Here is a 21,055-nt window from a genome sequence, read left to right as displayed (position 1 = left end):
AAAGCGGGCTTACTTGGCGCGGCCGGCGTAGCCGGCGGTCAGCACCGGAATGCGGTAGACCGCGCCACGGCCGACCACGTACAGCTGCTGCTTGCCTGGCCCTGCGAAAGCCAGGTTCTGCGGCGCCTTCGGCAGCGCGATGATGCCGAGGGGCTCGCCCTTGTTGCTGAAAACCTGCACGCCGGCGCTGCTGGCCACGTAGAGGCGCCCGTCCTTGTCCACCGCCAGGCCGTCGGCGCCGCTGGACGGCCCGTTGTCGGTCTGGCGGAAGCCTTCCAGTTTGGCGAACTGGCGCTTCGGGCCGAGCTTGCCGTTGGCGCCGATGTCGTAGGCAAACACGTACTCACCGGCGGTGTTGGCCACGTACAGCACCTTCTCGTCGGGGCTCAGCTGGATGCCGTTGGGACGCTCGATGTCCTTGGCGAGGCGCTCGATGACGAACTCGGGGCTGATGCGGTAAACCGCCGGCGGCGAAATCTTGGACAGGTCCGGCTTGGGATTGGCATTGGCGTTGGCGCCGGAATCGGTGAAATACACGTTGCCGGCCTTGTCTACCACCAGGTCGTTGGGACGGCCGAAGGACAGGCCGCCGTCCACCTTCTCGGCCAGCGTGCGGGCGTTACCGGCCGGCAGGATCACGCCGACCTTGGGCTGCAGGGTCTGCACCGCCACAAGGTCGCCGTTGGCGGCGAAGGCCAGCGCATTGACGCCGTTGGTGTTGTCGAGGAAGACCGACGTGGAGCCGTCCGGCGCGATGCGGATCACGCGGGCATTCTGGTTCTCGGTGAACAGCACGCTGCCGTCCGGCGCGGCGATCGGGCCTTCAGTGCCCTTGAAGCCGTCCTTGATGAGTTCGATTTTCGTGCCGGCGGCAACCACGCCGGCAATCGCCGGCGTCACGGCCTCCTGGGCGTGGGCGGCGGACAGGCTCAACAGCACGCCGCCAAGGGCGGCCAGGACACGGAGGGAGGCTTTGAGTTTCATGGCTGTTGGTAAGGAGTGACGGGCTGTGAGGTGCGCGGCCTCGGCCGCGGGGGCAGGCCCTTCTCCTGCACGGGCCGTGCCAATCCCCGGCCAGGCCATCGCGCCCGGCTGCCACGCGCTTGATTTATCGAAATAAATCCGCAACTCCGGGGATCTGCTCAGGCGGCGTCGCGATGCCGGTGAACTGGCCGGGCTGTTGCGCTGCACACAGATCACGCCATCGTCTGCTGCCGGTCTGCTGATTTCCCAACCCTGGCGGGCGCCGCGCAGCAGCCGCCTCAAGGCGCCGCAAACCCCCGTTCGAGACGCAGTAACTCGACCTGATGCGCCGCCGCCTCCGGCCGGCTGAGGCGGCGCTCGATCTGCAGCTGGGTGCGCAGCAAGGCCACGTCCTCGGGCAGGCGCGTCCGCGCCGCCGCCAGCGTGGCCAGTGCGGCCTCGCCCTGCCCGCTCTCCAGCTGTGCAACGGCCAGCACCAGCGCGTAGCGGCCGTTGTCTGGCGCCAGCATCGCGGCCCGGGTCAGCTCCGGCAATGCGGCGTCTCGGCGGCCCTGGCGGATCAGCGCCAGGCCGAGGGCATGGGCCGGCTCTGCCGCCGCCGGGGCAAGCTTGACGGCCTGGCGCAGAGCGGCCTCGCCGTCGGCCTCGCGGCCGTTGGCGCGGTACAGGTCGGCCAGGTTCACCAGTGCCGGCACGAAGCCGGCATCCAGACGCAAGGCGGTGCGCAGGGCCTGCTCGGCCGCCTGTGGCTGGCCTCGGGCGGCGTGAATGCGGGCCAGATTGACATGGCTCTCGGGGCGATCCGCGGCCAGTTCTTCGCTGGCGATCAATTCCGCCAGCACGGCACTCAACCGTTCCCGGCGCGCCGACGGCAGGCGCTCGGCCGGCACGGCCGCCAGCGTGCGGGCCGCCTCGGTGCGCACCGCCCGCAGCGGGTCGTCGAGCAGGCTATCTCCGATGCGCCAGGCCTCGGGCAGCGCCAGGCCAGCCAGCGCCCGTGCGGCGCCAAGGCGCAGCAGGCCTTCACCGGAGCGGGCCGCGCGGGCCACCGCGTCCGCCGCCGCAGGGCTGCCGGCCAGGCGCAGCAGCGCACCGGCCTGCTGGATCGCCGGATACTCGGCGGACAGCAGTTCGGCCAGCGGCACGCCGGCGCGGCGCCCCGCCAGCACGGCAACCGGCGGCGTAGTGGCTGCTTCCGGCCGGCCGGTCCAGCGTTCGATGGCAGCGGCGGCCCAGGCCGGGCTCTTGTCCTTATGGCAGGCCGTGCAGGCGTCCGGCGTGCCCAGGCGGGCGCTCTGGGCCGGGCGCGGCACCGCCAGGCGATGGTCGCGGCGCACGTGCACGCCCATGTAGGTCTTGGTCGGCATGTGGCAGCTGACGCACTGGGCGCCGGCCGAGCCCTCGCCGTGGCGGTGGTGCTCCGGCCGGTCGTAGCGGGACGGCAGGTGGCACTGCCCGCACAGGGCATTGCCGTCGGCGCGCAGCTTGAGGCTGTGGCTGTCGTGGCAATGGCTGCAGGTGACGCCGGCCCGGTGCATGCGGCTCTGCACGAAGGAGCCGTACTCGAAGACCTCATCGTCGATCTGCCCGTCCGGATGGTAGAGGCCGGGCTCGACCAGCACCGGCCGGTAGTCGTCGAGGAAGGCCGCGCCGGGCCGGGGTTCCGCCGTGAGTTGCTGGCGCCGGGAGTGGCAGCCGAAGCAGGCTTCGCCGGCCCGCTGGCCGGCCGTCGGATCGCCGTCGCTGCGGGCGATGGGATTGCTGCCGTCGTAGCGGAAGACCAGCCTGCGCAGTTGCCGCGTCGCCACCGTCAGGCCCGCATCGGCCACTGCCACCGGCTTGCCGCCCCGCGCCCAGGCCAGATGCGCCGAAGCGGGCCCATGGCAGGCCTCGCAGCCTACCGCCATCTCGGCCCAGCGGGTGCGGTAGCTATCGGACTGGAGATCGTAGTTCTTCACCAGCCCGGTGGAATGGCAGGACGCGCACATGAAGTTCCAGTTCTGCTCGCGGCCGCTCCAATGCACGGGTTCGCCGGGCTTGGGCGGCGCATCCGGGTAGAGGTGATACCAGCGCTGGCCGCCCTCCTCCCGGCGCCGTGCGTCCCACGCCACGCCGAGGGCCTGCAGGCGCCCGCCGGGCAGCGCGACGAGGTACTGCTGCAGCGGATGCACGCCGAAGGTGTGGGTGACCTGGAAGTCCGCCTCGCGCCCGTCCGGCCCGGCGGTACGCACGTAGAAGGCCTCGCCCTTGCGGAAGACGCGCGTGGTCTGGCCGTGGTGGCTGACGCTCACGTCGCGGAAGTCGCCGAGCACCGTGGCCGGGCTGGCGACCTGCATGGACTGGGCATGGTGGGACGCCTGCCAGCGCCGGGCCTCGTCGGCATGGCAGCCGGCGCAGGCTTCGCTACCGACGTAGCGCACGGCATCGCCGGCCGGCGCCAGGGCCGGAGCGGCGAGCAGGAACATCAGGAAGACGATGCGCCACCACCCGCCGCAAGGCGGGCGATGGCGGCTGACAGCAGCTTTCAGCGCAATTCCACCTCGAGCTTGCCGAGGATGCCGGTGAAGGAGAACGGCACCTTATAGTCCGAACTCACCGGCGAGCCAAGATCGGCGCCGATGTCGAGGGACTCGTAGGGGCCATAGACGATCTTGGCGATGCGCCCTTCGCCGACCTGCTCGCCATTCACGAACAAGCGCCCGACACCGGGCACCGCCGCCGGCGGCTGGCCCTGCACGACGGGCGCGGATGGCGCGGCGCCGTCCGGCGTGAAGCTGAAGGCGACCTGCAGCTTGCCCTTCGGCAGCGGCCGCGACGACACGATGTGGCCGCTGCGATGGCCGTGGGCGTTGGCCTCATAGACCAGCCGGCCGTCCTTCACGAACAGGCTGAAGCCGCCCCAGCGGCCGCCGTCGGCGATCAGCACGCCGTCGCCGCCGCGGGCCGGCAGCTCGATGTCAGCGGTGATGCGGTGAGCGCGCCGCGTCACGTCCGGCCCGACCCGCGACGGGATGCGGGTGACGCCGGCCCGGTAGGTGAACAGCGTGCGCCCGGCAGCCGGGCTCGGACGGCCGACACCGACCTCCGGCGTCAGCGGATAGACGTCGTTGCGCCAGGCTTCCTTGTCGAAGGTGGCGACCAGCTCGGCCAGCTTGTCCGGGTTGCCGGCAGCCACATCGTGGGCCTGACTGTAGTCCGCATTCAGGTTGTAGAGCTGCCACTGGCGCTGGCCGAAGGGCGCCTGGTTGAGCACCGCGTTGCCGCGTGGCGCCACGTTGCGGCTGCCGGCCCACCAGCCGTCCTTGTAGATGCCGCGGCTGCCGCCCATCTCGAAATACTGCAGCGTGCGCGGCGATTCGGCCCTGGCGTTGTCGAAGCTGTACACCAGGCTGCGCCCTTCCAGCGGGACTTGCTGGATGCCCTCGACCTTGTCCGGGAAGCTGATGCCGGCCAGTTCGTAGATCGTCGGTGCGATGTCGGTGACGTGGCTGAACTGGCTGCGCACCACGCCCTTGTCGCGCAGGCCCTTGGGCCACGACACCACCAGCGGGTTGCGGGTGCCGCCCAGGTAGGACGGAATGCCCTTGCCGTACTGGAAAGGCGTGTTGTCGGCCCAGCCCCAGGCGGAACCGTAGAGGTTGTCGAAGCGCGCCGTGCCCAGCGCGTCGATGTCCTTCAGGCGTTCTTCCAGCGCTGCCGGCTGCCCGTCGGACCCGGTGGCATCGCGGCCGAGCAGCGGCGAGCTGACCTCGGCGCCGTTGTCGCCGACGATGTAAAACACCACCGTGTTGTCGGACTTGCCCTGCGCGCGGATCTCGGCCAGCAGGCGGCCGACCTGGAAGTCGGTATAGGCCAGGTAGGCAGCGGAGATTTCGGCCTCCCGCGCCAGCAGGCGGCGCTGCTCGGCGGGCAGGGAATCCCAGGCCGGCAGCTCGGGCGGGCGCGGGGTCAGCTCCGCATTGGCGGGGATCACGCCAAGCTTCTTCTGGCGCGCGAAGGTTTCCTCGCGCAGCTTGTCCCAGCCCTGGTCGAACTTGCCCTTGTACTTGGCGATCCAGTCCTGCGGCACGTGGTGCGGCCAGTGCGTGCCACCAGGCGCGAACCACACGAAGAAAGGCTTGTCCGGGTACACCGCATCGTGGGTGCGCAGCCAGCGGGTGGCCTCGTCGGCCAGATCGGCGGTCAGGTGGTAGCCCTGCTCCGGCGTGGCCTTCGGTTCCACCGGCGTGGTGTTACGGTACAGGCGCGGCTCCCACTGGTTGTCGGCACCGCCCATGAAGCCGTAGAAGAACTCGAAGCCGAGGCTGGTCGGCCAGTGCTCGAAGGGGCCGGCCGGCGTGATCTCCCACTGCGGCGTGTTGTGCCACTTGCCGAAGGCCGAGGTGCTGTAGCCGTTCTGGCGCAGTACCTCGGCCACCGACACGGTGTCCTTGGCCCACACCGAGTTGTAGCCGGGAAAGCCGGACGAGCTGTCGGCCACGGTGCCGAAGCCGACCTCGTGGTGGTTGCGCCCGGTGAGGAGCGCCGCGCGGGTCGGCGAGCACAGGCTCGTCACATGGAACTGGTTGTAGCTGAGGCCGTTGCGGGCCAGATCCTGCAGCGCCGGTGTGTCGGCGACGCCGCCGAAGGTGGAGGCGGCGCTGAAACCCACGTCGTCGAGCAGCACGACCACCACGTTGGGCGCGCCCTTCGGCGCCTGCGCCTGCTTCGGCCAGGCCGGCACCGACTTGTCGCGGGAGGGATCGATCTTGCCGGCGAAGGGCTCGGGCGGACGGGGCAGGACTTGCTGGGCGCCGGCACTGCCCGCGGCGGCCAGGCCGAGGGCCAGCGCGGCCGAACGGCCCAGCCAGACGTAGATGCGTTTCTTCATTGTTGTTCCTGTGCGGTCTTCTGTAGATGGCTGCCGGGCTGGCGCAATCCCGGGGATGCCCCACGAACACGCCAGCCCCAAACAAACCGCAAGCAGGTGCACGGCCCGTGCCAGCGCCCCCGCGACGGCGCGCGGCCCCGCGGCGCCGGGGCTGCGCGGATGTCCGCCCTCAATCCCACCGCGCGCCGACCCCTCACCCTCTGCTGAAAAACCAACTTTTCCGCTGACCGGCTGCTGCCTGCCGCACAGTCCGCAATGCCCGGATCGGGCAATCTCCCGCACAGGCACAGGGTTTTTGCCCATGGCCCGGAATTTGCCCGATACAGCGGTTTGTTCCAGCCCGGTCCCGGCGCGCCTCTGCAACCCTGCCCCGCGCAGCCGACCCCAGAATTCCCGATGTGGATCGTCAATATCGCCCTGCGGCGCCCCTACACCTTCCTGGTCATGGCGCTGCTCATCCTGCTGTCCATGCCCTATGTGCTGAAGAAGATGTCCGTGGACATCTTCCCGGACATCGATATCCCGGTCGTGGCCATGCTGTACAGCTACAACGGCCTGCCCGCACCGGAGATCTATAGCCGCATCAGCCGCAACGCCGAGCGGGCCATGACCCAGTCGGTGGACAACATCGAGCACACCGAGTCCCTGTCGGTGGCCGGCGCGTCGATCATCAAGGTGTTCTTCCAGCCCGGCACCGACATCGGCACCGCGCTGGCCCAGGTCCAGTCCGCCGCCAACTCGGCCTACCGCTCGATGCCGGTCGGCATCGCGCCGCCGCAGGTGGTGCAGTACTCGGCCACCGATCTGCCGCTGCTGCAGGTCGGCGTATCCAGCGCCACGGTGCCGGAAACGGAAGTGGGCGAACTGACCAACGACGTGGTGCGCAACACCCTGCGCACCAAGAAGGGCGTCGAGCTGACCGCCCCCTTCGGCGCCCGCAACCGCCAGATCTCGGTAGACATCGACACCAACGCGCTACTGGCCCGCGGCCTCACGCCGGCCGACGTCAGCGACGCCATCGGCAACCAGACCCTCACGCTGCCCACCGGCACCATCAAGATCGGTGAGCGGGAATACGACGTGGCCCTCAACGGCTCGGTGGCCACCCTCGCCAAGATCGGCGACATCCCGGTCAAGACCGTCGCCGGCAAGACCATCCATGTGCGCGACGTGGCCAGCGTGCGCGACGGCGCCGGCCCGCTGCAGACCATCGTGCGCCACAACGGCGAGCGCGGCATCCTGACCTCGGTGTTCAAGGTCGGCGGCGTGTCCACGCTGGAGGTGGTGGACCAGGTACGCGCCGAGATCCCGCGCATTCTCGACAAGCTGCCCGAGGACATGAAGCTGACGCTGATGTTCGACCAGTCCCTGTTCGTGCGGGCAGCCATCGGCAACGTGCTGCACGAGGCGCTGATCGCCGCCTCGCTGACCGCCGCGATGATCCTGCTGTTTCTCGGCAACTGGCGCAGCACCTGCATCATCGCGGTGTCCATCCCGCTGTCGATCTGCTGCTCGCTGGTGGTGCTGTACCTGCTCGGCGAGAGCCTCAACCTGATGACCCTCGGCGGCCTGGCGCTGGCGGTGGGCATCCTGGTAGACGACGCCACCGTCGAGATCGAGAACATCGAGCGCCAGATGGGCCTCGGCAAGAATCCGCACCAGGCCATCCTCGACGGCGCGCAGGAGATCGCCGTGCCGGCCTTCGTATCCACGCTGTGCATCTGCATCGTCTTCGTGCCGATGTTCTTCCTCACCGGCGTGGCCCGCTCGCTGTTCGTGCCGCTGGCCGAGGCGGTGGTCTTCGCGATGCTGGCCTCCTACCTGCTGTCGCGGACCCTGGTTCCGACGCTGGTGATGTACATGATGGCCAGCCAGCACGGCGTACACCGCCCGGCGCCGGCCGCCGGCTTCGCCGCGCTGTGCCAGCGCATCCACGTCGGCTTCGAGAACGGTTTCAGCCGCCTGCGCGAGCACTACACGGTGCTGCTGGCCGCCCTGCTGCGCCAGCGCCGCCGCTTCGGCAGCGCCTTCGCCGGCCTGTGCCTGCTGTCCCTGGGCCTGGTGCCGCTGCTCGGGCAAGACCTCTTCCCGGCGGTAGACGCCGGCCAGCTGCGCCTGCACGTCCGCGCCCCGTCCGGCCTCCGCCTGGAGGAGATGCCCCACCTGGTGGACCAGATCGAGGCGGCGATCCGCGAGACCATCCCGGCCGACGAACTGGGCGACATCCTGGACATCGTCGGCGGCCCCTACTCGACACGCAATACGCTGTTCGGCAACTCCGGCACCACCGAAACCGCCGATACCGAGATCATGGTGTCCCTCAAGCCGGGCCACGCCCCGAGCAACGACTACGCGACCCGCCTGCGCACGCTGCTGCCGGAGCGCTTCCCCGGTGTGGAGTTTTTCTTCCAGCCCGCCGACCAGGTCAGCCAGACCCTCAACTTCGGCACGCCGGCCCCGATCGACATCCAGTTCATCGGCGGCAAGCCGGCCGAGGTGACGCCGCTGGCGGTGGAGCTCAACAAGCGCCTGCGGGCCATTCCCGGCATCGTCGATGCCCACGTCTATCAGCGCTGGAGCAAGCCGGCGCTGGCCCTGGACATGGACCGCGTGCGCCTGCAGCAGCTCGGCCTCGCCGCCAGGGACGTGGCCCAGAACGTGATGGTGTCCCTGTCCGGCAGCATGCAGGCGGCCCCCGCCTACTGGCTCAACCCGAGCAACAACAACCTGTACACCATCGGCGTGCGCACGCCGGAAACCGCTCTCGACAGCCTCGACAGCCTGCTGCGCACGCCGGTCGGCGCCAGCGAGGACGGTGCCCAACTGCTCGGCAACGTGGTCGGCCTGTCGCGCCAGGCGCTGGCGCCGATGCTCACCAGTTACAACACCAATCCGATCTTCAACGTCTATGCCAACGTGGAAGGCCGCGACCTGGGCAGCGTCAGCCGCGACATCGCGGTGGTCCTCGACGACATCCGCAGCAGGCTGCCGCGCGGCGTGGACCTGGTGATGCGCGGCCAGGTGGAGACCTTGCACGACTCCTTCATCGGCCTGGCCACCGGCCTGGCGGTGGCGATCGTGCTGGTCTACCTGCTGCTGGTGGTCAACTTCCAGTCGTGGATCGACCCGCTGATCATCGTCAGCGCGCTGCCGGCGGCGCTGGCCGGCATCGCCTGGCTGCTGTTCCTGTCCGGCACCACCCTCAGCGTGCCGGCGCTGACCGGCACCATCATGACGATGGGGGTCGCCACCGCCAACTCGATCCTGCTGGTGTCCTTCGCCCGCACGCGCCTCGCCGAAGGCGTGCCGCCCATCGGCGCGGCGCTTGAAGCCGCCTCCACCCGCCTGCGCCCGGTGCTCATGACCGCCTTCGCGATGATCGTCGGCATGCTGCCGATGGCCCTCGGCCTCGGCGAGGGCGCCGAACAGAATGCCCCGCTGGGCCGCGCGGTAATCGGCGGGCTGGCCTTCGCCACCGCCTCCACGCTGCTCTTCGTTCCCCTCGTCTTCGCCGCCGTCCATCTGCGGCTGGAGCGCCGCGGGCCGCGCCACCAACTGGCCCCCGCCTGACCGAACCGGACTCGCCCCATGTCAGACCTCAACCCGCCCCCGCCCCTCGCCAGCCACACCGGCGGCAAGACCCTGCGCTACGCACGCCTCGCCGGCCTCGGCCTGGTCGGCCTGCTGCTCGCCGGCGGCGCCCTGCGCTTCGCCTTTGAACACCAGCAAGCCCGCGCCCTCGAACAGCGCACCGCCGACAACCTGCTGCGCACGGTATCCACCATCGTCGCCCGCCCCGGCGACAGCCAGCGCAGCGTCGCGCTGCCGGCCACCCTGCAGGGCCGCAGCGAGATCAGCGTGATCGCCCGCAGCGGCGGCTACCTGGCGGCCTGGCACAAGACCATCGGCGAGCGCGTGAAGAAGGGCGAGCTGCTGGCCACCATCGAAGCCCCGGAGCAGGACCAGGAGCTGGAGCAAGCCCGCGCCAGCCGCGAGCAGGTGAAGGCCCGCGTGGACCTGACCCGCGACACCCTGAAGCGCTGGGAACACCTGGCCAGCCTCGACAGCGTGGCCCGCCAGGACCTGGACGAGAAACGCAGCGCCGCCGCCCAGGCCCGCGCCGACTTCGCCGCGGTGGAGGCCAACGTGCGCCGGCTCGAACAGCTCAAGCAGTTCCGCCGCATCGTCGCGCCCTTCGACGGCGTGGTGACCCGCCGCAGCGTGGAAGTCGGCGACCTGATCGCCGCCAACGGCAAGGAACTCTTCGCCCTCGCCCAGACCGACCCGCTGCGCCTGACCCTGTGGATCCCGCAGGTGTATGCCAGCGAGATCGCCCAAGGCCAGGAAGTGACGCTGCGCATTCCCGAAAACCCGGGCAGAAAATTCACCGCCAAAGTCGCCCACGCCGCCGGCGCCCTCGACCCGGTGACCCGCACCCGCCAAGTGGAGCTGGAGCTGCCCAACCCCGACGGCAAGCTGCTGCCCGGCACCTACGGCGAGGTGACGTTCAGCCTGTCGAGCAGCGTCAAGGCGCTGCTGGTGCCAACCAACGTGCTGGTCACCGGCCAGGACGGCACCCGCGTGGTGAGTGTCGGCCAGGACAATACGGTCAGCTTCCGCAAGGTCACCCTCGGCCGCGACCTCGGCCGGGAGATCGAGATCATCGACGGTATCGCTGCCGGCACGGTGCTGGTCAGCAGCCCGTCCGATCTGCTCGCCGACGGCGAAACCGTGCGCCCCAAGGCCCTGCCCGAAAAAACCCGCAAGGGCGGCCCCGGCGACAAGCCGGCCGCGCCGAAGACCGCAGCCACCGACACCCCCAACTCACCCCAAGGCCCCCGGCCCGCCTCCAAGGGCTGACCCACCGGAGAACAAACATGACCCGCCAGCTCGCCCTCATCCTCGCCACCGCCGGCCTCGCCGCCACCCTGCCCGCCCACGCCGGCAAGATCGACAACGGCAGCTGGACCCACGCCTGCGGCCCGCGCCCGGCCGAAGTCAGCCTCGACCTGAAGAACCCCGACGCCTTCAACAAGAGCGTCGGCACGGTAAACACCTACCGCCAGACCCAGCGCGCCTGGCTCGACTGCCTGCAGAAGGAAGGCAACGCCGACATCCAGGCTACCAGCCAGATCATCAGCCAGTTCATCAATGCCGAAGCCCAGGCCGCCCGTCAGATCAACGACAAGATCGCCGCCGACGCGAAGGCGGCGGAGGCCAAGTTCGGGGACGGGAAGTAGGAGACGTTGCCCAAGGTGGTTAGACTCCCCGCCCCGAGCGGACTTATTGCACTGTGCGATCATTCCAACATCATCAATAATCGCGCCTTTGCAGGGAAGAACAGTGGGAGTGATCCATGAACGAAGTGAATTCGGCGACGCGTAACACACAACCGTACGTCGACATCGGCACCATCGTCACCACCTGGGCCGACGGCAGCCAGACCCGCGGGACATGCAGCATCGTCGGCACCAACGATATCCTCACCGCTGGGCACTGCGTCTACAACCCCGACATGGGCGGTTACGCCAAGTCCTTCGATTTCTATTTCGGAGCCGACTACAACGCGGTCACCAACGTCTACGAATCATGGGTCGCCCACCCCAGCTATACCAAGTGGGAAGCCATCACCTGGCCGGACAACATCTATCAGGATGGCGACAACCAGACCATGCTGCAGAGCGAGTCCCAGTTCGACATCGCCCTGATCGGCATCGACCGTGCCATCGGCGACACGCTCGGCTGGTTGGGTCTCGACCCGAACCAGGACGGAACCGTCAACGCGTCGGCGATCGGCTATCCCGCCGGCTCGACGGGCATGATGCAGCAGGAGGTCACGGTCACGAGCAACCCCTTCTACAGCGTCTACGATGCCCCGCAGGACGTCATGGGGGCCGGCAGCTCCGGCGGGCCGCTGCTGGTCGGCAAGTATGTGATCGGCGTCAAGAGCACCGCGAGATCGTGGGCGGACATCGGCAGCCCCATCTACGATCAACTCGTCGCCGCCATCTCGGACAACGACTATCTGCTCGGCCCGGCCGACACCACGGCGCCAACCGTCAGCAGCTTCAGCCCGGCGGATGCCGCCACCGGCGTTGCGATCAACAGCGACATCACGATCACCTTCAGCGAAACCGTCCAGGCTGGCTCCGGCGCCATCGTGCTGAAGACCGCGAGCGGCAACATCGTGGAAACCTATGCGGTAGGCAGCAGTGGAAACCTGAGCTTCTCGGGCAGCACACTGACGATCAACCCCAGCACAGACCTGGCCTACGGCACACAGTATGTCCTTCAGATCGAGGCCGGTGCCATCAAGGATCAGGCCGGCAACAGCTACGCCGGCACCAGCACCTACGATTTCACGACCAAAGCAGGCAGCAGCACCATCAGCGGAACACCGGGTAACGACGTCCTGGCCGGCAGCGCCAGCAACGACTCCCTGATGGGGGGCGATGGCAACGACCTGCTGGAAGGCAAGGGCGGCAACGACACCCTCGACGGGGGCAGCGGCACTGACACAGCGGTCTATGCCTCTGCCCGCAGCAATTACACCATCACCAAGATCGGCACGACCTTCACGGTTCAGGACCAGACCGGCGCCAACGGCACCGACCTCCTCAGCAATATCGAGCGCGTCCAGTTCTCCGACACGAACGTCGCCCTGGACATCGACGGCATCGGCGGCGAGGCTTACCGCATCTACAAGGCGGCGTTCGCGCGGACGCCCGACGTGGCGGGCGTCGGCTACTGGATCGCGCAGATGGACAAGGGTGTCCCTCTTGTGGAGGTCGCTACCGGCTTCATCAATTCGGATGAATTCCACGGCATATACGGGACGAATCCATCGAATGCCGACTTCCTCACCAGGGTCTACACCAACGTGCTGGGACGGGCACCCGACCAGGCCGGGTACGACTGGTGGCTCAACCAGATGAACACCGTCCCGGCTGAAACCCAAGCAGTGGTGCTGGCACAGTTTTCCGAATCGAGTGAAAACGTAAACGCCGTCGTCCAGCTGATCGGCAACGGCTTCAACTACACGCCTTGGCTGAACTGAGCGGTTCTTCAAGGCTGTCTGCCAACCCGCTTAATCTCAAAATCGCATAAGCTCAGGCGCCTTTGAGCTCATAAGCATCGAAAAATATAATGGTTCGGGCATGGCCCCGGGCTTCCTAAAGTACAGCTTTCCTTTCCCGGACAGGCCGGTTCCAGCCGGCCCGACACATCATGGAAGCTGTACTCAATTCGCCCGCCGGCGCACGCGCCCAGTCCTTCGAGATCCGCCCCCTCGCCGCGGCAGTCGGGGCCGAGGTCATCGGCCTCGACCTCGGCCAGCCGGTCGGCGACGCGGATTTCCGCCGCATCCACCAGGCCCATCTCGAACATCATGTGCTGGTTTTCCGCGACCAGCACATCACGCCGGCCCAGCAGGTGGACTTCAGCCGCCGTTTCGGCCCGTTGCAGATCCACGTGCTGCACCAGTTCGCGCTGCCCGAGCACCCGGAAGTGCTGATCGTCTCCAACATCCGCGAGGACGGCCAGCCCATCGGCCTCGGCGACGCCGGCCACTTCTGGCATTCGGACATCTCCTACGTGGACAAGCCCAGCCTCGGCTCCTTCCTGCACGCCCAGGAACTGCCGGCCGAAGGTGGCGACACCCTGTTCGCCAACCAGCACAGCGCCTACGACGCGCTGCCCGCCGAGCTGCGCAAGGCCATCGCCCCGCTGCGCGCCGAGCATAGCTACCTGGCCAAGTACGAGGAGCTGCGCAGCCGCAGCCCCTGGCGGCCCAAGCTGAGCCAGGAGCAGATCGACCAAGTAAAGCCGGTGGTCCATCCGGTGGTGCGCACCCACCCGGAAACTGGCCGCAAGGCGCTGTTCGTCAGCGAGCACTTCACGACCCGCATCGTGGACGTGCCCGAGGATGAGAGCCGCCAGATCCTCGCCGAACTGTTCGACCTCAGCACCCGCCCGGAGCACGTCTATCGCCACGCCTGGCAGCCGCAGGACATGGTCTTCTGGGACAACCGCTCGGTGATGCACGTCGCCGCCGGCACGCCCGACCACCTGCGCCGCAAGCTGTACCGCACGACCATCGAAGGCGACGCGCCGTTCTGAATCCCGGAAAAAACAGAGAGAGAGAACATGAAATCCCTGACCCGCAAGACCTTCGCCCTGCTCGGCGGCCTCGGCCTGCTGGCGGCCAGCTGGAGTGCCCACGCCGAAGGACAGATCCGCGTCGCCCAGCAGTTCGGCATTTCTTACCTGATCCTCGACGTGGTCCATGACCAGAAGCTGATCGAGAAGCACGGCAAGGCCCTCGGCCTCGACATCAAGGTGGAATGGGCGCAGATCTCCGGCGCCACCGCGATGAACGAAGCCCTGCTGTCCGGCAGCCTGGACATCGTGTCGGCCGGCCTGCCGCCGATGCTCGCCCTGTGGGACCGCACCAAGGGCAAGCAGAACGTGAAGGCGGTGGCCGCCCTCGGCAGCCTGCCCAACTACCTGCTGAGCAGCAACCCGAACGTCAAGACCATCAAGGACTTCGGCGACAAGGACCGCATCGCCGTGCCGGCCGCCGGCACCAGCTTCCAGTCCCGCGTGCTGCAGATCGAGACCGCCAAGGTCTTCGGCAAGGACAACTTCAAGCGCTTCGACACCATCTCGGTGAGCCTGGCCCACCCGGACGCCACCGCCGCGCTGGTGGCCGGCGGCTCGGAGATCAACGCCCATTTCTCCAGCGCGCCGTTCTACTACCAGGCCCTGGAAGCCAACAAGAACGTGCACAAGGTGCTCAGTTCCTACGACGTACTCGGCGGGCCGGCCACCTTCAACGTGCTGTACACCACGCAGAAGTTCCACGACGAGAACCCCAAGACCTACCAGGCCTTCTACGCCGCTCTCGATGAGGCGGCCAAGCTGGTCAAGGCCGACAAGGCCAAGGCCGCCGAGATTTTCATCCGCGTGCAGAAATCCAGGCTGGCGCCGGAGCTGGTGCGCAAGATCATCGACGACCCGGAGAACAGCTACACCATCCAGCCCCAGCGCAGCCTGGTATACGCCGAGGAGCTCTACAAGCTGGGCGTCCTGAAGAACCGCGCCGTCTCCTGGAAGGACTACTTCTTCCCGGAAGCCTACGCACAGCCCGGAAGCTGAGGCCCGCCATGTCCACCGTCACCCTTCTCAACGCCTTCCCGCCCGAGCCCCCCGCATCACCGCTGCTGGCGGTGGACAAGCTCAGCCTGGAATACCGCACGCCCGGCCGCGTGGTGCGCGCCACCCATGAAGTCAGCTTCGACGTGCATGCCGGCGACCGCTTCGTATTGCTCGGCGCCTCCGGCTGCGGCAAGTCCAGCCTGCTCAAGGCGGTGGCCGGCTTCCTGCCGCCCAGCGACGGCGAGATCCGCCTCGATGGCCGCCCGATCAGCGGCCCCGGCCCGGACCGCATCGTAGTCTTCCAGGAATTCGACCAGCTGCCGCCATGGAAGACCGTCAAGGACAACGTGATCTTCCCGCTGCGTGCCACCGGCACCCTGGGCCGCAAGGAGGCGGCCGAGCGGGCCCTGCACTACCTCGACAAGGTCGGCCTGGCGGCCTTCGCCGACGCCTACCCGCACACCCTGTCCGGCGGCATGAAGCAGCGTGTGGCGATTGCCCGCGCGCTGGCCATGCAGCCGCGGGTGCTGCTGATGGACGAGCCCTTCGCCGCCCTCGACGCACTGACCCGCCGCAAGATGCAGGAGGAACTGCTGGCCCTGTGGGACGAGGTCCGCTTCACGCTGCTGTTCGTCACCCACTCCATCGAGGAGGCGCTGGTGGTTGGCAGCCGCATCGGCCTGCTGTCGCCACACCCCGGCCGCATGCGCGCCGAGATCAACAGCCACCACTACGGCCTGCACAGCCTCGGCGGTGCCGACTTCCAGGCCAGCGCCCAGCGCATCCACCGTCTGCTGTTCGACGAGGAACCGAGCGGCATCACCACCGACGTGGCGCCCCACAACCTGAAGAGATTCGCATGACCGCCCTCCACGCCCCGATCCGGCCGGAATACGAACGCCAGCTGGAGCCACTCACCCACATCAGCCTGGAACGCCGGCTGCCGCTCGCCACACGCCTGTGGGAACAAGCCTGGCTGCGCAAGAGCGTGCTCCTCGCGCTGCTGGCGCTGGCCTGGGAGATCGTCGCCCGGCAGCAGGACAACGAGCTGCTGCTGCCGACCTTTCTTGCCACCGCCAGTGCGCTGGTGGACGGCCTGGCGTCCGGCGAGCTGCTCGAACGCACCGCGCTGTCCCTCGAAGTGCTGCTGCAGGGCTACATCGGCGGCGTGCTGGCGGCCTTCGTGCTCACCGCGCTGGCGGTCAGCACACGCCTCGGGCGCGACCTGCTGTCCACGCTGACGACCATGTTCAACCCGCTGCCGGCCATCGCGCTGTTGCCCATCGCGCTGCTGTGGTTCGGCATCGGCCACGGCAGCCTGGTTTTCGTGCTGCTGCATTCGGTGCTGTGGCCACTGGCCCTCAACACCTACGCGGGCTTCCAGGGCGTGCCGCAGACCCTGCAGATGGCCGGCCGCAACTACGGCCTGCGCGGCGTCCGCTACGTGCTGCAGATCCTCGTGCCGGCGGCGCTGCCATCGATCCTGTCCGGCCTCAAGATCGGCTGGGCCTTTGCGTGGCGCACGCTGATCGCCGCCGAGCTGGTCTTCGGCGCCTCGTCCGGCAAGGGCGGGCTGGGCTGGTACATCTTCCAGAACCGCAACGAGCTGTTCACCGACCGGGTCTTTGCCGGGCTAGCGCTGGTGGTCATCATTGGGCTGATCGTCGAGAACCTCGGCTTCAACACGCTGGAACGGGTCACCGTGCGGCGCTGGGGCCTGCTACGCTGAAAGCGTCGATCGCGCCCGGAACGCCCAAAGCCCATGCCTGCCGACGATCTCGCCCCTTTGCTGGCCGAACTCCGCCGCACCGCCGTCGAGCGGGACAAGCGCGGCGGCCACCCGGCCGAAGAGAAGGCCCTGCTTCAGGCGGCCGGTCTGCTGCGCCTGTCCATCCCGGCCCAACTGGGCGGCGACGAACGCCCGTGGCCGGAGATCTTCGCGCTGGTGCGCCGCGTCGCCACCGTGGACAGCGCCCTCGCCCACCTGCTCGCCTTCCATCACCTGCAGGTCGCCACGCTGCGCATTTACGGCAACGCCGCCCAGCAGCAGCACTGGTTCGGCCGCACGATCGCGGAAGGCGGCTGGTGGGGCAACGCGGTGAATCCCCTCGACGCGGGCCTGACGGCTAGCGCGCAGCCCGACGGCTATCTGCTCGACGGCCGCAAGGGCTTCTGCTCCGGCACCCGCGGCTCGCGCTTCATGACCCTCACCGCCCGCCTTGCCGACGGCAGCAGCGTGATGGGCGTCATCGAGACAGACCATCCGGGCATCGTCGTCCACGACGACTGGGACCCCATCGGCCAGCGCCAGACCGACAGCGGCTCGGTAAGCTTCCGGCAGGTGCTGTTGCGGCGTACCGACGTGCTGCGCGCCCACGACGCCGTGCCGTCCGCCTTCCACACCCTGCGCAACAGCTTCGGTCAGTTGATCCTCGCCAATCTGTTCGTCGGCATCGCCATTGGCGCCCGCGACGAGGCGCGGGACTTCGCCCGCACGCAGGCCCGTCCGTGGGTCGCCTCGGGGGTCCAGCGCGCCACCGAAGACCCCTACACGCTGCAGCGCTTCGGCGAGATCCACGTGCAGATCGCCGCCGCCGAGGCCCTCACCGACCGCGCCGCCACCGCGATCCAGGTAGCCTTCGAACGTGGACCAGCGCTGAACGAACGCGAACGGGCCGAAACCGCCGTCGCCATCGCCGAAGCCAAGGTCATCGCCCACCGGGCCGGCCTGTTCGCCAGCCAGGAACTCTTCGACGTGATCGGGGCCCGCGGCACCCGCGCCAGCCTCGGTTACGACCGTTTCTGGCGCAACGTGCGCACCCACACCCTGCACGATCCCATCGACTACAAGCTGGCGATGCTCGGCCGCTGGGCGCTCAACGACGAGTTTCCGCCGCCGAACATGTACACCTGATGAACCAAGCCGCGGCCGGCCGGTCCATAGGCGACATCACAACCCATGAGGACGGCATGAAAGACTTGCTCAAGAACAACCGTGGATTCCTGCTCTTCCTGCTCTGTTTCGGCTTTTTCCGCTCCGCCATTGCCGACTGGAACCCGATCCCGTCCGGCTCCATGCGCCCGACCCTGCTCGAAGGCGACGTGGTGCTGGTCAACCGCCTGGCCTACGACGCCAAGCTGCCCCTCACCGACATCGCCGTGGCCCACCTCGGCGACCCAGCCCGCGGCGACGTGGTGACCTTCAAGTCGCCCAAGGACGGCACACTGCTTATCAAGCGCGTCATTGGCCTGCCCGGCGACACGGTGGCGATGCGCGACGGCGCGCTGACCATCAACGGCGAAGCCGCCCGCTACGACGTCGTCGGCGTGGTCTCCGAACCCATCGGCCAGGGCCACGAGGTGGACGCCATCCGCGCCACCGAGACTGTGGCCAGCACCCGGCGCACGGTGCAATACCTGCCCAACGTGCAGACGCTGCGCAACTTCGCCCCTGTCACCATCCCGCCCGGCCAGTACCTGATGCTCGGCGACAACCGCGACAACAGCGCCGACTCCCGCGTGATCGGCCTCGTCCCCCGCCAGCTGCTGGTCGGCAAGGCCCACCACATCCTCGTCTCGGCAGACATCCTCGGCAACTGGCTGCCGCGCCTGGAGCGCATCGCGCAGGCCCTGTAAGAGGCCATTCCCCGCCCGGGCTGCCGCTCAGTCGACCGGCAGCCCGGCTCTGATTGAATACCAGCACGCCATCAGCACTTCCTGCTGAAATCCGGACACGCACCGTCTTGCGCGCCGGCAACCGGGCCTAACAAACAGTGCCCGCTCCGGGCAGTTTTCTCCATACTCCCGGCCTCAGGTACGGCTGGCGCAGTCTTTGCCTGCATCCTCCCTCATCCCATCCAAACCCTCCAACACATCCGCACGGCACAAGACAGGAGAAAGCGTGTTACGCAAATTCATCGGCGGCTTCCGCCGCGAATGGACGACGGTCCTGCTCGTCTATTTCTGCTACGGTGCGAGCACCATCACCGGCATCGCCGAGGTCTTCTTCCAGAAGGAGACCCTCAAGCTTTCTCCCGTCGAAGTCACCAGCATCGGCTTCTGGCTGATGCTGCCCTGGTCCATGAAGATGGTGGTCGGCGCGGCGGCCGACATCCACCCCTTCTTCGGCAGCCGCCGCACACCCTGGCTGCTGGCCGGTTGCGTGGCCACCTTTGCCGGCTATGTGGCGCTGGCCACGGTGGTGGAAACGAAGACCGGCTACCTGGCCGCCTCCCTGCTGACCGCCATCGGCTTCATGGTCCAGGACGTGATCGCCGACGCGCTGAGCGTCGAAGTGGTCGAAACCGAAGAAGAGCGTAACCAGATCCAGACCCTCGGCCGGGCGGCGCTGCTCGTCGGGGCCATCAGCGTCGGCTACCTGTCCGGCGTGCTGGCGGGGGCGATCGGCACCCGCAAGGTCTACGCGCTGGCGTCCCTGCTGCCGCTGCTGGTGGTCGCCAGCCTGCCCTTCTCGCGCGTGCGCCGCAGCGCGGATGCCCCCGCCCTGGCCCGGCCGGCCCCGGCTCCCGACAATGACATTCTGGGCGGTGGCAACGCCCGGCTGGTGGTGCTGATCGGGCTGGCCTACGCGGCCATCGGCGTCGGCCTGGAGCTGCTCGACGTGCCTTACGCCCAGGAAATCGTGCTGCTCATCTCCCTGCTGCTGATCAGCATCGTGCTGTGGCGGGTCGGCATTTCCCGGGAGATCGCCATCGCCGCGGTCGTCATCTTCCTGTTCCGCGCCACGCCGGATGTCGGCCAGGGCTACAGCTACTGGGCCATCGACAAGCTCGGCTTCGATCAGCAGTTCCTTGGCGTGCTGGCCCAGGTGAGTTCCATCCTGAGCCTCGTCGGCCTGCTCGCCTTCCGCAAGTACATCGTCAGCATGCCGGTCAGCTTCACGCTGGGCTGGGTGATGATCATCGGCACCGTCCTCTACCTGCCCAACATCGGGCTGTTCTACGGCGTCCATGAATGGCTGGGCCTGTCCGCCCGGACCTTCGCCTTCATCGATACCACCATCTCGGCACCGTTGGGCCAGCTGACGATGGTCCCGATGCTGATCCTCACCGCCCGCGCCGCGCCCAAGGGCGCCGAAGCCACCATGTTCGCGGTGATGGCGTCGCTGATGAACCTGGCCCTGTCGGCCAGCCAGCTGTTCACCGGCTACCTCAACGACGCCTTCAAGATCACCCAGACCGACTTCTCCAACCTCGGCCTGCTGATGATCGCGGTCACCGTGATCGGCCTGCTGCCGTTGCTGGCACTCCCGCTACTGCGCGAGGTCGAGGGTGCGGATACGCAAATGGCACAAAAAATGCAAACAACATGATCCAGCCATCACCCACCAGACGCCATCCGGTACCCTGCACGGTCTGCAGCTGAGGGCCCACGCGCACACGGCGAGCATCACCAGCGAGCGGCAAACGGACAATCTGGCCAGAACCGGGAACCACGATGTTTCGCCTGTCGCACCGCCTCACCCAGATTTCGATACTCATCGGCGCCTTGTTCCCCCATTCTCCGGTGGCCGTGGCTGAGGCATTCAGCTGGTACATCGACCAGAGCGGCGAAATCGTCACCCTTCACGATCACCACCCCGCTTCGTCCCCTCCGGAGACGTCCCAGCCCGGCCAAACGCCGCCTGACGCTTCCGCCCGAGCCCCGATAGAAGGCGAGCCGGCACCATCGACAGGCGCCACACTAATGCCCAGCCCTCCGGGGCTGATCGCCAGCCTCGTGCTCGGCGGCAGTGGCTATGTCTTCGGGAAACGGCTATTCCGCCGGCTCAGGAAAGGCGAATCGCGCCGTCGATCCGGCTAGTCCAGCCCTTATGAAGCCTGTCCGACCCTGGGCAGGCGGGCTTCAGCCCTGCAGATACTACGCAAACTTCTTGTCTTCGGTCCGAATGTAGTCGGTAAGGCAGTTACGCGGATAGTGGTAGATCTCTCCCACTCCTCTGCGTAGCGCCCACTCCTCGGGGCCAGGTGGGCTACCCGCAGCATATGTTCGCTGGTGTCGGTATCGCGGTATTCGGCGAGTTCG

14 protein-coding genes are annotated in these 21,055 nt (G+C 68.0%); 11 read left to right on the top strand and 3 right to left on the bottom strand.

The genetic code is table 11. The annotated features are described in order from the left end of the window. Positions 1–9: 9 nt before the first annotated feature. The 3 genes from AC1PQG_RS06655 to AC1PQG_RS06645 all read right to left on the bottom strand — a co-directional run bounded on the left by AC1PQG_RS06655 (position 10) and on the right by AC1PQG_RS06645 (position 5,854). Positions 10–984: an SMP-30/gluconolactonase/LRE family protein gene (locus AC1PQG_RS06655; protein ID WP_481121826.1), complete on the bottom strand. Its 975-nt coding sequence runs from the start codon at positions 982–984 to the stop codon at positions 10–12. 278 nt (positions 985–1,262) lie between these two features. Continuing rightward, positions 1,263–3,449: a multiheme c-type cytochrome gene (locus tag AC1PQG_RS06650; protein ID WP_481121825.1), complete on the bottom strand. Its 2,187-nt coding sequence runs from the start codon at positions 3,447–3,449 to the stop codon at positions 1,263–1,265. A 59-nt stretch (positions 3,450–3,508) separates the two neighbouring features. Next, positions 3,509–5,854: an arylsulfatase gene (locus AC1PQG_RS06645; RefSeq protein WP_481121824.1), complete on the bottom strand. Its 2,346-nt coding sequence runs from the start codon at positions 5,852–5,854 to the stop codon at positions 3,509–3,511. A 396-nt stretch (positions 5,855–6,250) separates the two neighbouring features. Here AC1PQG_RS06645 and AC1PQG_RS06640 point away from each other — a divergent pair, with 396 nt between their 5' ends. The 11 genes from AC1PQG_RS06640 (at position 6,251) to AC1PQG_RS06590 (ending at position 20,342) form a co-directional block, all read left to right on the top strand. After that, positions 6,251–9,424 carry an efflux RND transporter permease subunit gene (locus AC1PQG_RS06640; RefSeq protein WP_481121823.1) on the top strand — a complete coding sequence of 1,058 codons (3,174 nt, stop codon included), beginning with the start codon at positions 6,251–6,253 and terminating at the stop codon, positions 9,422–9,424. A gap of 18 nt (positions 9,425–9,442) precedes the next feature. Then, the gene (locus AC1PQG_RS06635; RefSeq protein WP_481121822.1) at positions 9,443–10,714 is read left to right on the top strand and encodes an efflux RND transporter periplasmic adaptor subunit; all 1,272 of its coding nucleotides are present in this window, start codon (positions 9,443–9,445) and stop codon (positions 10,712–10,714) included. A gap of 17 nt (positions 10,715–10,731) precedes the next feature. Then, the gene (locus tag AC1PQG_RS06630) at positions 10,732–11,094 is read left to right on the top strand and encodes a hypothetical protein (protein WP_481121821.1); all 363 of its coding nucleotides are present in this window, start codon (positions 10,732–10,734) and stop codon (positions 11,092–11,094) included. A gap of 116 nt (positions 11,095–11,210) precedes the next feature. Beyond that, entirely contained in the window at positions 11,211–12,911 is a 1,701-nt protein-coding gene (locus tag AC1PQG_RS06625) for a DUF4214 domain-containing protein (protein WP_481121820.1), read from the top strand. Between the two features lie 170 nt (positions 12,912–13,081). Continuing rightward, positions 13,082–13,972, top strand: a complete 891-nt coding sequence (locus tag AC1PQG_RS06620; RefSeq protein ID WP_481121819.1) for a TauD/TfdA dioxygenase family protein — start codon at positions 13,082–13,084, stop codon at positions 13,970–13,972. A gap of 27 nt (positions 13,973–13,999) precedes the next feature. Then, on the top strand, positions 14,000–15,010 hold the full coding sequence (locus AC1PQG_RS06615; RefSeq protein ID WP_481121818.1) for an ABC transporter substrate-binding protein: 1,011 nt from the start codon (positions 14,000–14,002) through the stop codon (positions 15,008–15,010). Positions 15,011–15,018: 8 nt separating this feature from the next. After that, positions 15,019–15,873 carry an ABC transporter ATP-binding protein gene (locus AC1PQG_RS06610; protein WP_481121817.1) on the top strand — a complete coding sequence of 285 codons (855 nt, stop codon included), beginning with the start codon at positions 15,019–15,021 and terminating at the stop codon, positions 15,871–15,873. Then, positions 15,870–16,739 carry an ABC transporter permease gene (locus tag AC1PQG_RS06605; RefSeq protein ID WP_481121816.1) on the top strand — a complete coding sequence of 290 codons (870 nt, stop codon included), beginning with the start codon at positions 15,870–15,872 and terminating at the stop codon, positions 16,737–16,739. Before AC1PQG_RS06610 ends, AC1PQG_RS06605 begins: the two co-directional genes overlap by 4 nt. 33 nt (positions 16,740–16,772) lie before the next feature. Beyond that, entirely contained in the window at positions 16,773–17,924 is a 1,152-nt protein-coding gene (locus tag AC1PQG_RS06600) for an acyl-CoA dehydrogenase family protein (protein WP_481121815.1), read from the top strand. Between the two features lie 56 nt (positions 17,925–17,980). Then, complete coding sequence (lepB, locus tag AC1PQG_RS06595) at positions 17,981–18,646, top strand: signal peptidase I (RefSeq protein ID WP_481121814.1); 666 nt, start codon at positions 17,981–17,983, stop codon at positions 18,644–18,646. Between the two features lie 265 nt (positions 18,647–18,911). Beyond that, positions 18,912–20,342 carry an MFS transporter gene (locus AC1PQG_RS06590; RefSeq protein WP_481121813.1) on the top strand — a complete coding sequence of 477 codons (1,431 nt, stop codon included), beginning with the start codon at positions 18,912–18,914 and terminating at the stop codon, positions 20,340–20,342. The last annotated feature ends 713 nt before the right edge of the window (positions 20,343–21,055 follow it).

It is taken from the genome of Zoogloea sp. GDB6 (assembly GCF_056724105.1).
The sequence above is the reverse complement of the archived record's forward strand: the minus strand, read 5'-3'. Positions and strand labels throughout refer to the sequence as shown.